Origin of the sequence: Mesorhizobium sp. AA23, assembly GCF_001672435.1 — a bacterium.
GTDB lineage: Bacteria > Pseudomonadota > Alphaproteobacteria > Rhizobiales > Rhizobiaceae > Mesorhizobium.
In genome coordinates, this window is sequence record NZ_LYTP01000012.1 from 420,296 (window position 1) to 433,014 (window position 12,719).

11 protein-coding genes are annotated in these 12,719 nt (G+C 64.2%); 8 read left to right on the forward strand and 3 right to left on the reverse strand.

Translation table 11 applies throughout. The features are described 5' to 3' along the window. Positions 1–77: 77 nt before the first annotated feature. Entirely contained in the window at positions 78–1,133 is a 1,056-nt protein-coding gene (gene speB / locus A9K66_RS12755) for an agmatinase (RefSeq protein WP_067323998.1), read from the reverse strand. A 214-nt stretch (positions 1,134–1,347) separates the two neighbouring features. Here speB and gcvA point away from each other — a divergent pair, with 214 nt between their 5' ends. From gcvA to A9K66_RS12795, 8 genes are all read left to right on the forward strand, one after another. Then, positions 1,348–2,331, forward strand: a complete 984-nt coding sequence (gene gcvA, locus A9K66_RS12760) for a transcriptional regulator GcvA (RefSeq protein WP_067324000.1) — start codon at positions 1,348–1,350, stop codon at positions 2,329–2,331. Positions 2,332–2,624: 293 nt separating this feature from the next. Beyond that, positions 2,625–3,929, forward strand: a complete 1,305-nt coding sequence (gene pncB / locus A9K66_RS12765) for a nicotinate phosphoribosyltransferase (protein ID WP_067324002.1) — start codon at positions 2,625–2,627, stop codon at positions 3,927–3,929. A 183-nt stretch (positions 3,930–4,112) separates the two neighbouring features. Next, complete coding sequence (locus A9K66_RS12770; RefSeq protein ID WP_067324004.1) at positions 4,113–5,573, forward strand: hypothetical protein; 1,461 nt, start codon at positions 4,113–4,115, stop codon at positions 5,571–5,573. A 258-nt stretch (positions 5,574–5,831) separates the two neighbouring features. Next, on the forward strand, positions 5,832–7,136 hold the full coding sequence (locus A9K66_RS12775) for an ABC transporter substrate-binding protein (RefSeq protein WP_067324006.1): 1,305 nt from the start codon (positions 5,832–5,834) through the stop codon (positions 7,134–7,136). A 107-nt stretch (positions 7,137–7,243) separates the two neighbouring features. Next, on the forward strand, positions 7,244–8,125 hold the full coding sequence (locus A9K66_RS12780; protein WP_067324008.1) for a branched-chain amino acid ABC transporter permease: 882 nt from the start codon (positions 7,244–7,246) through the stop codon (positions 8,123–8,125). After that, a complete protein-coding gene (locus A9K66_RS12785) occupies positions 8,122–9,084 on the forward strand; it encodes a branched-chain amino acid ABC transporter permease (RefSeq protein ID WP_067324009.1) in 963 nt (320 codons plus the stop codon). The genes A9K66_RS12780 and A9K66_RS12785 overlap by 4 nt, the downstream gene beginning before the upstream one ends. Further along, a complete protein-coding gene (locus A9K66_RS12790) occupies positions 9,081–9,809 on the forward strand; it encodes an ABC transporter ATP-binding protein (protein ID WP_067324686.1) in 729 nt (242 codons plus the stop codon). The genes A9K66_RS12785 and A9K66_RS12790 overlap by 4 nt, the downstream gene beginning before the upstream one ends. After that, positions 9,802–10,530, forward strand: a complete 729-nt coding sequence (locus tag A9K66_RS12795; RefSeq protein ID WP_067324011.1) for an ABC transporter ATP-binding protein — start codon at positions 9,802–9,804, stop codon at positions 10,528–10,530. Before A9K66_RS12790 ends, A9K66_RS12795 begins: the two co-directional genes overlap by 8 nt. Positions 10,531–10,620: 90 nt before the next feature. Here A9K66_RS12795 and A9K66_RS12800 read toward each other — a convergent pair whose 3' ends face one another. Together A9K66_RS12800 and pncA are read right to left on the reverse strand one after the other, a co-directional pair. Beyond that, positions 10,621–12,021: a sodium:proton antiporter gene (locus tag A9K66_RS12800; RefSeq protein ID WP_067324690.1), complete on the reverse strand. Its 1,401-nt coding sequence runs from the start codon at positions 12,019–12,021 to the stop codon at positions 10,621–10,623. A gap of 58 nt (positions 12,022–12,079) precedes the next feature. Continuing rightward, positions 12,080–12,694, reverse strand: coding sequence for a bifunctional nicotinamidase/pyrazinamidase (gene pncA, locus A9K66_RS12805; protein ID WP_067324691.1), 615 nt, complete (start codon positions 12,692–12,694; stop codon positions 12,080–12,082). Positions 12,695–12,719 lie beyond the last annotated feature (25 nt).

Below are 12,719 nucleotides of genomic sequence, written 5' to 3' on the forward strand. Positions count from 1 at the left end.
TTCGCATAGCTTCCGTCCGGAATTGCGTAAAAACGAAGCGGTTCGCCGTTTCCATGAAGCGGTGAAACGCTCTCGTGTCAGCCCTTCTTGATTGCCGGGCTGAACACCATCAGGCTCAGGATCTCGAACAGGACTTGCGCGCCGACATGGGCGGTGTTGGTGGTCGCGTCATATTGCGGCGCCACCTCGACGACGTCGCCGCCGACGATGTTGAGGCCCTTCAGGCCGCGCAGCAGCTCGAGCACCTCGCGCGTCGTCAGCCCGCCGACCTCAGGCGTGCCGGTGCCCGGGGCGAAGGCCGGATCGATGCTGTCGACGTCGAAGGAGATGTAGGTCGGGCCGTCGCCGACGATCTTCCGCGCCTTCTCGATGATGGCGGGTATGCCGACGCCGGTCACCTCCTCGGCATGGACCACCGTCATGCCGGATTCATAAGTGAACTCCCACAGATACTCGGCCGAGCCGCGAATGCCGATCTGGATCGTGCGGGTGGGATCGAGCACGCCGTCCAGGACCGCGTTGCGGAACGGTCCGCCGTGATGGAACTTGGTCATGTCGAACAGCCCGCTGGTGTCGCAATGGGCGTCGATATGGATCATGCCGACCGGAGCCTGCTTACCGACCGCTTTCAGGATCGGATGGCTGATCGAGTGGTCGCCGCCGACCGAAAGCGGCAGCACACCGGCGTCGACGATCTGGTTGGTGCGCTTTTCGATGTCCTCGTGGCTGATCTCCAGCCGGTAACGGCTGCGGAACGGCGTGTCGCCGATGTCGGCAACGCGCAGCTCATGCGTCGGCGCGCATTCCAGCACGTGATTGTAGGGGCCGATGCGCTCGATGGCGCGCAGCGCCCGCGGCCCGAAGCGTGAGCCCGGCCGGTTGGTGACGCCAAGGTCCATCGGCACGCCGATCATCGCCACTTGCAAGTCGCCGAAATCCGGATTGTCGGCCGCCACCTGCCGGTACGGCGCGGCAAGGAAGGTCGGGATGCCGGAATAGGGCGCCAGCCGGGTGCCGCTTTTACTGAAGATCTTGTCGGCGACCTTGCGGAATTTCGGGTCGAACATCTCGCCGCCATGGCTCTCGCCATATTTGCGGCGCAACGCTTCGAGCTTGCCGCGATCGTAACCCATGTCCGGTACTCCTCCGAGACTGCTTGCAGCGCGGCGGCTGCACCGACGGCTGCCAAGCCAGCAGTCATCCGGCTGATCGTTGCCCGCTGGCGCCTGCGAAATCTACGTCTGTTGAGCTGTTCCGGCCAAAAGTGTCGGGCAACTGTATTGAAAAATCAATTGATATTGTTAGGGTCTTTGCTGTGAGAAAATCTCACAAAGTCGGGAGCTGTCCTTGGCCAAGCGCTTGCCGCCGTTGAACCCGCTGCGCGCCTTCGAGGCGACGGCGCGACATGCCTCGTTGACCAAGGCGGCGGGCGAGCTCAATGTCACGCATGGCGCGGTCAGCCACCAGATCAAGGCGCTCGAGCAATCGCTCGGCGTAAAGCTTTTCCAGCGCGCGGGTCAGCGCGTGAAGCTTTCGCCGCACGGCGCTGAGTTCCTGCCGGCGGTTTCGGCGGCCTTCGACGGCATCGCCGCGGCCACGCAGCGCATGACACGCCCCGCAAGCACCGGTGTGCTGTCGGTGTCCTGCGTGCCGGCGCTGCTCTTGTTGTGGATGACGCCGCGGCTCGGCTCCTTCACCGCGCAATATCCCGACATCCAGCTGACGCTGATCCCCTCCAACGACGCCAGGGACATCCGCGCGCCGCACATCGACGTCTGCGTGCATTATGGCGATGGCAGCTGGAGCGACTGCTGGATACGCAAATGGTCGGGTCTCGAGCTGTTTCCGGTGGTCAGCCCGACGCTGATCAACAACCGCCCGATCCGCAGCGTGCGCGACCTTGCCGACCACGTTTTCCTGCATGGCGACGACGGCCGCGAGTGGCACACCTGGCTGGCCGCCGCCGACGCGCTCGATCTGGAGCGCGGCCGCCGCCATCACCTCGGCGACGCGCGCATAGCGGTGGAGGCCGCCGTCCACGGCCACGGCGTGGCGCTCGGCGATTCCGTGACCGCGCGCGCCCTGCTCGCCAGGGGCATGCTCGTCGCGCCCTTCGCTTTGTCGGTGCCGGCGGTCGATGACTTCTATGTCGTCTGCCGCAACGAGATGCGCTCGGCGCCGATCGTCCAGCTTTTCATCGACTGGCTCTTTGCCGAAAAGGAGCAGGACGAGGGCCGCGCCGATGCGCCGGTCGCCGGCCGTGTGCCGAGCCGCAGGAAGCGCCCGGCGCTCAAGGTGATCGGGGCTGGAGCGATTCCAGGAAAAGTGTGAGCGGTTTTCCGTCCGGAAATTCCCGTCAAAAAAAGCCAAGAGCATTTCGCGGTTGCCGTGCAACGGTGGAATGCTCTGGCGCAGCGTCATGATCGCTGGACTTGCATAGCTGGTTTTTGTCGGGCCAGCTTGCAAAGCAGGAAGCGCTTTCAAAAATACAATGCTAAGACCGCAGCTGGTTAACAATTCTGGGAGCTGCGCGGCGGTTTTCCGTCCGGAGTGCTTCATAACAGGGACTTGAGGCGCCGCGCTTGGAATCACGCAAGCGCGACGCGCTTTTTGGGTGAGCAGATATGGCACGAACCGATATAGCGCGGCGCGTCTACAACCACACCTGGAAGCTGGACCCCATCGTCCGCAGCCTGCTGGACACCGATTTCTACAAGCTGCTGATGCTGCAGATGATCTGGGGCATGTACCCCAAGGTCGACGCCACCTTCACGCTGATCAATCGCACGACCTCGGTGCGGCTCGCCGACGAGATCGACGAAGGCGAACTGCGCGAGCAGCTCGACCACGCTCGCACCTTGCGCTTCACCAAGAAGGAGATGATCTGGCTCGGCGGCAACACCTTCTATGGCCGTAAGCAGATCTTCGAGCCGGAATTCCTCGCCTGGCTGGAGGATTTCCGCCTTCCCGACTATGAACTCACCAAGCGCGACGGCCAGTACGAACTGTCCTTCCCCGGTCCCTGGATGTACACCACGCTGTGGGAGATACCGGCGCTCGCCATCATCAACGAGCTGCGCTCGCGCGCCGCCATGCGCTCCTTCGGCCAGTTTGCGCTCGACGTGCTCTACGCCCGCGCCAAGGCCAAGATGTGGGCCAAGACCGAGCGGCTGAAGGCACTGCCCGGCATCCGCATTTCCGATTTCGGCACCCGCCGCCGCCACTCCTTCCTGTGGCAGCGCTGGTGCGTCGAGGCGCTGAAGGAAGGCATCGGCGAGGCTTTCACCGGCACGTCGAACGTGCTTCTGGCCATGGACAACGACCTCGAGGCGCTCGGCACCAATGCGCACGAACTGCCTATGGTGTTTGCGGCACTCGCCAACTCCGTTGAGGAGCTGAGGCAGGCGCCCTACAAGGTGCTGCAGGACTGGCAGCGCTATTATGGCGGCAATCTGCTGATCGTGCTGCCCGACACGTTCGGCACGTCCGCTTTCCTGCGCGACGCGCCGGACTGGATCGCCGACTGGACCGGCTTCCGCCCCGACAGCGCGCCGCCCATCGAAGGCGGCGAGAAGATCCTCGCCTGGTGGCGCGAGAAGGGCAAGGATCCGAAACAGAAGCTGCTCATCTTCTCCGACGGGCTCGAGGTCGAGACCATCGAGGAGACCTACAAGCATTTCCGCGGCAAGGTGCGCATGTCCTTCGGCTGGGGCACCAACCTCACCAATGATTTCGAAGGCTGCGCGCCGACCGAGACCAACAGCCTCGACGCCATCTCGCTGGTCTGCAAGGTCAGCGAAGCCAATGGCCGGCCGGCGGTCAAGCTCTCCGACAACCCCGCCAAGTCGACCGGCGATGAGAAGGAGATCAAGCGTTATTTGCGCATCTTCGGCGAGAAGGGGCGGGTGGAGCAGCTGGTCAAGGTGTGAGGACTGCTCGAATAGAATTTCGGATAACCGGATAACTTGAGTTCCCGCCCACCCCCCTCTGTCCTGCCGGACATCTCCCCCGCAAGGAGGGAGATTGGCAGTTTCGCGCAATCTGCCTCTTTCTGCGGCGGTCAAAATTGGCGAAATCGCGCGCGACATCCGAACTCCCCCCTTGCGGGGGAGATGTCCGGCAGGACAGAGGGGGGTGCGAAGGAGCACGTCGGTGGAAATCGACGGCTTCGAAATACGTCCTTCGCAATGGCGGCCTCATTCATACCTCTCCTCCCCACCCCCGCCTTCGCCCACGCCTCTGACCGCGGCCATGTCCTGCTTCTTCCCACGGGCTACTACATCGCTGGTGGCGCGCTTGCGGTGGCTGTCAGCTTTCTGACGCTGGCGCTGCTGCCGCCCGCCGCTCTTGACCGCTTCTGGCGCCGACGCCTCTCTTTGTTCACTGTCAGCGACCACCCGCGCACCGTCCTCAGCTTGCTTTCCTTTGCCGGCTTCGTGCTTCTCATCGCCACCGGCCTGTTCGGCAGCCGTGATCCACTCTCCAACCCCTTGCCTCTGGTGATCTGGACGCTGCTCTGGGCCGGTTTCACGCTGCTGCAGGGGGTATTCGGCGATCTCTGGTCCTGGCTCAACCCGTGGTACGGCCCCTGGCGCGTTGCATCTCGCGTCTTCAACCTTCGCACTGACGAAGCCGAGCCATCGCGCCTTCCCAAATGGCTCGGCTACTGGCCGGCGTTCGTCCTGTTCTTCGGCTTCGCCTGGTTCGAGCTCATCGATCCCGCGCCCGACGATCCGTCGCGCCTGGCCTTCGCCGCCGGCATCTACTGGCTGCTCAGTTTCGCCGCCATATGCGTCTTCGGCTACGAAGACTGGAGTCGGCGCGGCGAATTCCTGACCGTCTTTTTCTCCATCGTCGCCCGCTTCGCGCCGGTCCAGCGCGAAAAAGGCCGGCTCGACCTCGGCTGGCCCGGTGCGAAGCTGCTTTCCGCCTCGTCGCTGCCGGCAAGCGGCACGGCGTTCCTGCTGCTGGCGCTCTCGTCCGTATCCTTCGACGGTCTTTCCAAAACCTTCTTCTGGCTCGGCCTGTTCGGCGTCAATCCGCTGGAATTTCCCGGCCGCACCGCGTTGATTGGCATCGGCAGCTTTGGCTTGGTGCTGACATTCATCTTGTTGGCGGCCGTGTTCGCGCTTGCCGTTTCACTCGGCCAGCGCCTTGCCGGCGACGGGCAAGCCTTCGAGAAAGCCGCCGGCCTCCTGGTTTGGTCGATCGTGCCGATCGCGCTCGCCTACCACATCGCCCACTACCTCACGGCGCTGCTCGTCGACGGCCAATACGCGCTGGTCGCTTTGTCCGACCCGTTCGCGCTCGGCTGGAACCTGTTCGGCACCGCCGACAGGATGGTCGAGGCGGGCGTTGTCGCCGGCGCCGAGTCGGCCTGGTGGCTCTGGAATCTGCAGGCCGGCGTCATCATCGTCGGCCATGTGCTGGCGGTCTTGATCGCACACGGCCTAGCCTGGCGACTCCACCCGCAGCCGTCGCGCGCGGCGCTCAGCCAGCTGCCGCATGCGCTTCTGATGATCGCCTACACCATATTCGGCCTATGGCTGCTTGCTACGCCGACGGCGGGATGAGACAAGGGCCCGTCATGACGCGCGCATGACCCCGAAAATCGGGTTCGATTTTCGGAAAGGATCATGCGCAAAATGAAAGTGCTCCAGCGTCCTTTGCGCGTCCCCTAGAGGACGCGCGGCGGCGCTGGAGTGGAAGCTCGCTTGCCACGTCACAGCTTTGGTGATTTAGTTTGTACACATGCAATTTTCGCGTCCTCCGAGCGCGGAGGATCGAGCCGCCTTATTGCTGGTCAAAAAACTGAAAACAGGGGAACGGACATGGCTGACAAGAACGGATTTTTCGACCTCTCCAAAAGCACGCTTTCCCGCCGCACAGCGCTGAAAGGCATCGCCGCCGGCGCCGGCCTGGCGCTCGCGCCCGGCTTCGTTCGCTACAGCCAGGCGCAGAGTTCGGCGCCGATCAAGATCGGCTTCCAGTCGCACCGCACCGGCATCGGCGCCGCCTACGGCCGCTGGTACGAGAAGACGAGCGCTGCCGCCGTCAAGGCGATCAACGATGCCGGCGGTATCAGCGGCCGCAAGGTCGAGCTGGTGATCGAAGATGATGGCACCGATCCTGCCCGCGGCGCCGAGGTGGTCGGCAAGTTCGCCACGCAGCATAAGACCGACATCGTTTTCGGCACGCTGTTCTCGCATGTGGTGATCGGCTCGGCGCCCGCCGCCGGCGAAAACAAGATCCCCTATTTCGTGGTCAGCGAAGGCCACCACGTCGCCTCGACCAAGCTCAACCGCTACGTCTTCCAGCCCGGCATCACCGACGTGAAGAGCCAGATCCAGTCGATGGCGCCGTGGATCGCGGCGAATGCCGGCAAGAAGGTGACGCAGATCTTCCCCGACTTCGCCTTCGGCTACGACCATCGCGACTACCTGCCGCCGGCGTTGAAGGCGCAAGGCGCCGACGTGATCGCGCAGATCGCCATCCCCCCGACGGAGTCGTCCTTCACCAAATACTTCCCGCAGATCCCGGCCGAGACCGAGGTGATCTACCACGTCATGGTCGGTCCGGCCGTGCTCACCTTCGTCAAGGAACTCGGCGAGTTCTACGGCTCGCAAAGGCCGCAGCTCTTCGGCTTCATCGACTCCCTCGAGGCCGTCGACATCAACAGCCCCGGCCTCGAATTCCTCGACGGCAGCCATTTCTGGGAAGGCTCGCCGCGCTACGCGCAGCCCGATGACTCGGCCGCGCAGAAGGCCTATCGCGCCGCCGTCGGCATCGACGACAATGGCGCCGCCGTCGGCGACCCCAAGGACGTCTCCACCGCTGCCCACATGTTCGGCTGCTGGGAGACGCTCTATGTCGTCAAGAAGGCGATGGAGGATGCCGGCTACAAGGGGCCGGAAGACCGCGCCAAGCTGGTCGAGGCAACCGAAGCGCTGAAGGAATTCGCCGAAGGGCCGGAGCATCCGCAGGGTCCGAAAACCTTTAACGGCAAGATCCACCAATGCTTCGGCATCCAGAACATCTCCAAGGTCGAAGGCGGCAAGCTGAAGGTCGTCCACAAGACCAAGATCGAGGACGGCCTCTACGAGCCGGAAGGGGATTACACGAAGCAAGCGCTGTGAGCTTCGACGTTTCACCGAGCGTGAGCGCCAAGCCACCCCCCTCTGTCCTGCCGGACAGTCCGGCAGGGCAGTGGGGGGTGCCTCGCGCATCCGCCGGTGGCTAGCCCATGCACTTCGGACCCCACCTCCTGCTTGCCGCCCTGGAAGGCCTCGTCACGTCCGCCGTGCTGGCGCTGACGGCGCTTGGCCTGTCGCTGGTGTTCGGCGTCATGCGCATCGTCAATGTCGCGCATGGCGAGTTCTTCATGTTGGGCGCCGTGCTTGCCTGGGCGATCTCGACGGCGATTTCCGGCCATCCCGCGGTCGGCTTCGTCGTCGCGCTGGTGATTGCGCCCTTGCTGGTCGGGCTGGTCGCGTTTCTTGCCGAATGGCTGGTGCTGCGCCGGCTGAACTACAATCCAGAAGGCACCATCGTCGCCACCATCGGCATGCTCTATATCATCCAGCAGCTGGCGCTGACCTTCTACGGCCCGGAAGCGCGCCCGGTCGAGCCGCCCTTCAACTACCGCATCCTGCTGCCGTGGTTCGGCTATTCAGGCTACAAGCTCTCGGTCATTGCCGCCTCCGCGGTTCTGCTGGTGATCACCTGGCTGGTGCTGACACGGACGAAAATCGGCCTGATCATGCGCGCCACCCAGTATGACCGCGAGACGGCGCAGGCCTTCGGCATCCCGGTCGAGCGCGTCTATGCCGGCGTGTTCGCCATCGGCGCCATGCTGGCGGCAATCGCGGCGGTGCTGATCGTGCCGATCAGCCAGGCGCATTACCTGATGGGGCAGGACCCGCTGCTGTTGTCCTTCATCGTCGTCATCATCGGCGGCCTCGGCTCATTGCGCGGCACGGTGGTCGCCGCCATCCTGATCGGCCTCTCCGACGGCATCGTCTCGGTGTTCTTCTCGCCGACCTTGGCCAAGATCATCGCCACGCTGGTGGTCGCCATGGTGCTGGTGTCCCGGCCGCAAGGCCTGTTCGGGACGGCGGCGCGATGAAGGATGCTTCCCCCGCGAAGACCTACGCGCTGCATATCGGCGTCATCGCGCTCCTGTTCGCGCTGAATTTCGTCCTGCCCGATTATCATCAGGGCCTGTTCGCGCGCATCATGGCGCTTGCCGTCTTCGCCATGGGCTACAACCTGCTCTTCGGCTATGTCGGCCTGCTCAGCCTCGGTCACGCCATGTTCTTCTCGGCCGGCCTCTATGGTGCCGGGCTGGCTGTCTATCAATTGGGCTGGGGCGTGCCGGAAGCCTTCGTCGCCGGGGTTGCCTGCGGCGCCCTGCTTGCCTTGGTCATCGGCCTGCTCGCGCTGCGCACATCGGGTGTGGCCTTCATGATCGTCACCATGATGTTCGCGCAGGTCTTCTATCTGCTCATCCTTTATTTCGCCGCCTGGACCGGCGGCGACCAGGGCCTTGTCATCCAGCAGCCGTCGAGAATAATCGCGATCGGCGGCGCATCGCTCGACCTGACCAATCCGACTGTGCGCTACATGAGCGCTCTGGCGCTGTTCTCGGTCGTGCTGCTCATCACGCTTGTTATCGTTCGCTCCCGCTTCGGCCGCGTGCTGGTCGCCATTCGCGAGAATGAGGAGCGCACGAAGATGCTGGGCTACGACACCGTCGCCAACAAGCTCGTCGCCGTCATTGCCTCAGGCGCCATCTGCGCCGCGTCCGGTGCGGCTTATGCGCTGCTGTTCGGCTATATTGGATCGAGCTTCGCGTCGGTGCAGTATTCGATCCTGCCACTGCTCTGGGTGCTGCTCGGCGGCGCCGCGACCATTCTCGGGCCGCTCATCGGCACGCTGTTCATGTATTATGTCACCGACATCACCAGCGGCTTCACCTCCGCCTATCTTTTGATCGTCGGCGTGGCGCTGATCCTGCTGGTGCTCTTCTTTCCGAAGGGCGTCCTGGGCAGCGTCCGCCAGCGCTGGCTCGGATGGTTGCCGTGATGCCGCTGCTCACCACCAAGGGTCTTTCGCGCCGTTTCGGGGGCTTGCGCGCCGTCGACGGCGTCGATTTCGCGCTGATGCCGGGCGAAATCCGCGCCATCATCGGCCCCAATGGCGCCGGTAAGACAACTTTCGTCAGTCTGCTCAGCGGCCGCATCCAACCCTCCTCCGGCATGATCGTCTTCGACGGCGCCGACATCACGACCATGCCGGCTTACAAAAGGGTTCGCCTCGGCGTTGCCTACACCTTCCAGATCACCAGCGTCTTCGCCAATCTCACGGCCTACGACAATGTCGCGTTGCCGGTGCAGCGCACGCTGACCGACGGCCGCTCGAAGGGGCAGGTGAGGAGCGGCGTCATGGCGGCGCTGGAACGCACCGGCCTCGCCGACCGCGCCGGCACCCCGGCCGGCCAGCTTTCCTACGGCCACCAGCGCCTGCTGGAGGTGGCAATGGGCCTGGCGCTGAGGCCGCGCCTGCTGATCCTCGACGAGCCGACGCAAGGGCTGGCCGACAGCGAGATCGACAATTTCGTCCTACTGGTGCGCGAGATCGCCAAGCATGCCACCGTGCTGCTCATCGAGCACAACATGCCGGTGGTCATGCAGCTTGCCGACCGCATCACCGTCTTCAATTCGGGAAAGATTCTCGCTGAGGGCACGCCCGAGCAGATCCGCGCCAATGCCGAGGTGCAGGATGCCTATCTCGGAGCGACCCATGGCTGATCTCCCCGGCACCGAGAGCGGGCTGCTCGCCATTTCCGGCCTCGACTGTTTTTACGGCGAGGTGCAGGTGCTCTACGGGCTCGACCTTGTCCTCAACAAGGGCGAAGTGCTTTGCCTATTCGGCCGCAACGGCGCCGGCAAGACGACGACGCTGAAGGCGATCATGGGGCTGGTTCCGGCCGCTGCCGGTTCGATCAGACTGGCCGGCAAGGAGCTGACCGGACTTGCCGCACATGACGTGCCGAAGACGGGCGTCGCTTATGTGCCGCAGGGCCGGCGATTATTCGCCGACATGACGGTGGCGGAAAACGTCGAGATCGGCCTGATGACCCGCGGCAAGGGCAAGGCGACGCGGGAACGCGTCCTCGACCTTTTCCCGCTGTTGCGAGAGCGCTTGAAGCAACGCTCCGGCACGCTTTCCGGAGGCGAGCAGCAAATGCTTGCCATGGCGCGTGCGCTCTGCCTCGAGCCGCAGGTGCTTCTTCTCGACGAGCCCACCGAAGGGCTGATGCCCTCGATGATCGCCAAGATCCGCGAGACGGTGGCGAAGCTGCGCGATCTGGGCGTCTCGACGATCCTGGTCGAGCAGCGCGTCGACGCCGTGCTGTCGGTCGCCGACCGCATCTCATTCATCGAGAACGGCCGCAACCGCGAGACCGTCGATGTCGAGGAACTGCGCGCCGACCCCTCCGCGGTTCGGCGCTATGTGGGCGTGGGCTGAAGGTCACTGCGAAGCAGCGGGAGCTGGCGCCGACCCCCACCCGGACCTGGCCCGACCTCCCCACAAGGGGAGGTAAAGCTCTGCACCGCTTCACCTAAAAAACAAAAACCCCGCGATCAAAAACGTCGGGATCAGCACCAGGCCGGACCACGCCATGTAGCCGAAGAAGCCCGGCACCTTGAAGCCGCGATGTCTGGCGATAGCAAAGACCATGAAGTTCGGCGCATTGCCGATATAAGTGTTGGCGCCCATGAACACGGCGCCGGCCGAGATCGCGGCGAGCGTGGAGGCCGCCTCCGTCATCAGGTGCCTGGCGTCGCCGCCGGCAAGCTCGAAGAACACCAGATAGGTCGGCGCGTTGTCGAGGAAGGACGACAGCGCTCCGGTCAGCCAGAAATAGGCGAGATCGTCGGGCTGGCCGTCCGCCGAGGTGACCAGCGAAACCAGCGGCGCCAGCGCGCCATCGTGCCCGGCTCTCAGGATGGCGATAACCGGCACGATACAGATGAAGATGCCGGCAAACAGTTTCGCCACCTCGGCGATGGGCCCCCAACTGAAGCCGTTCGCTTCCCTGTGGTTTTTGTACGAGACTTTGAGCGACAGAAAGGCCAGCGCCAGGATGATCGCGTCGCGGACCAGGTTCTGCAGTTCCAGGCCGATGCCGAGGATCGGGATGCTGATGCCCGGCTTCCAGCTGGCGGAAAGCAGGATCGCACCGATCACGCCGGCCAGCAGCGGCAGGTTGGCGAGGCCGCGCAGGCGCACCTTCGTGTCCGGTGTCGGGTCCTTGATCTTCGGCAAGCCGCCCTCGCGGCGATGCAGCACGATGTCGAGCGCCAGGAAGATGATGAGCACCAGCCCGCCGGTGAACAGCGTCTCGCGCCAGAGGTTCGCGGTCGTCCAGAAGAAGTCGACCCCCCGCAGGAAGCCGACGAAGAGCGGCGGGTCGCCGAGCGGGGTCAGCGAGCCGCCGATGTTCGAAACCAGGAAGATGAAGAAGATCACCACATGCGCGTTGAACGGGCGGTTGTCATTGGCGCGCAGCACCGGCCGGATCAGGATCATCGAGGCGCCCGTCGTGCCGATGACCGAGGCGAGGATTGCGCCGATCAGCAGCAAGCCGGAATTGACCAGCGGCGTGCCGTGGATGTTGCCGGCGACCAGGATGCCGCCCGAAATGGTGAACAGCGCGAACAAAAGGATGATGAAGGACAGATATTCTGTGAGCAACGTGTGCAGCACCGCCTCGCTTGCCGCCGGCATGCCGAAAGCGATCGCCAGCGGAACCACTGCAAGTGCCGCCCACGCGGCGGCGATCTTGCCGTAATGATGCTCCCAGACATGATGGAACAGGAGCGGCCCGGTCGCGATCGACAGCAACAAGCCGGCAAAGGGCAGCGCCCACCAGAGCGACATCGCCGCGCCGGGCAGCTCATGCGCCTCGGCTGCGAAAACCGGTTTTGGAAAGGCGAGAAGGAGTGCGGCCGTCATGGTTGCCGCCAGCGCCTTCGCCAATGTCGCAAAGCCCCCTCGATGCCTCACGGCGCGGTCAGTCCGAAAGGTGATCTTCGAGCACCACCCCGGCCTCGCGCATCCGTTTCAGCATCGTGCCGACCGAGCCGTTGAGATCGATGCCGCGGCAGGCATCCAGCCGCACCGTCGTCTTGAAGCCTTGCTTGGCGGCATCGAGTGCCGAAAAGGCGACGCAGAAGTCTGTGGCCAGGCCGGCCAAGGTGATGGTGTCGATGCCGCGCTCCTTGAGATAGCCGGCAAGGCCGGTTGGGGTCGTGTGGTCGTTCTCGAAGAAAGCCGAATACGAGTCGATCGCGGTGCGGAAACCCTTGCGGATGACCAGTTCCGCTTTGGTCCAGGCGAGCCCGGAATGGAAATCGGACCCAAGGCTGCCCTGGATGCAGTGATCCGGCCAAAGCGTCTGCGGCCCGTAGGGCATCTCGATCGCTTCGAAGGGCTGCTTGCCTGGATGGCTGGAAGCGAAGCTCGAATGGCCGGCCGGATGCCAGTCCTGCGTCAGGATCACGTGATCGGTCCGCCGGATCAGGTCGTTGACCAGCGGCACGATCTCGTCGCCGCCGGCCACGGCCAACGCGCCGCCGGGGCAAAAGTCGTTCTGCAGGTCGATGACGATGAGCGCTTCGTCGGCCATGCGGCCTCCCTTCTTTCTCGGCTTG

What these genes read in the sequence shown, in the direction of transcription:
- A9K66_RS12775 (WP_067324006.1), top strand. Translation starts at nt 5,832, where the DNA reads ATGGCTGACAAGAACGGATTTTTCGACCTCTCCAAAAGCACGCTTTCC.
- speB (WP_067323998.1), bottom strand. Translation starts at nt 1,133, where the DNA reads ATGGGTTACGATCGCGGCAAGCTCGAAGCGTTGCGCCGCAAATATGGC.
- pncB (WP_067324002.1), top strand. Translation starts at nt 2,625, where the DNA reads ATGGCACGAACCGATATAGCGCGGCGCGTCTACAACCACACCTGGAAG.
- A9K66_RS12800 (WP_067324690.1), bottom strand. Translation starts at nt 12,021, where the DNA reads ATGACGGCCGCACTCCTTCTCGCCTTTCCAAAACCGGTTTTCGCAGCC.
- pncA (WP_067324691.1), bottom strand. Translation starts at nt 12,694, where the DNA reads ATGGCCGACGAAGCGCTCATCGTCATCGACCTGCAGAACGACTTTTGC.
- A9K66_RS12785 (WP_067324009.1), top strand. Translation starts at nt 8,122, where the DNA reads ATGAAGGATGCTTCCCCCGCGAAGACCTACGCGCTGCATATCGGCGTC.
- A9K66_RS12780 (WP_067324008.1), top strand. Translation starts at nt 7,244, where the DNA reads ATGCACTTCGGACCCCACCTCCTGCTTGCCGCCCTGGAAGGCCTCGTC.
- A9K66_RS12770 (WP_067324004.1), top strand. Translation starts at nt 4,113, where the DNA reads ATGTCCGGCAGGACAGAGGGGGGTGCGAAGGAGCACGTCGGTGGAAAT.
- A9K66_RS12795 (WP_067324011.1), top strand. Translation starts at nt 9,802, where the DNA reads ATGGCTGATCTCCCCGGCACCGAGAGCGGGCTGCTCGCCATTTCCGGC.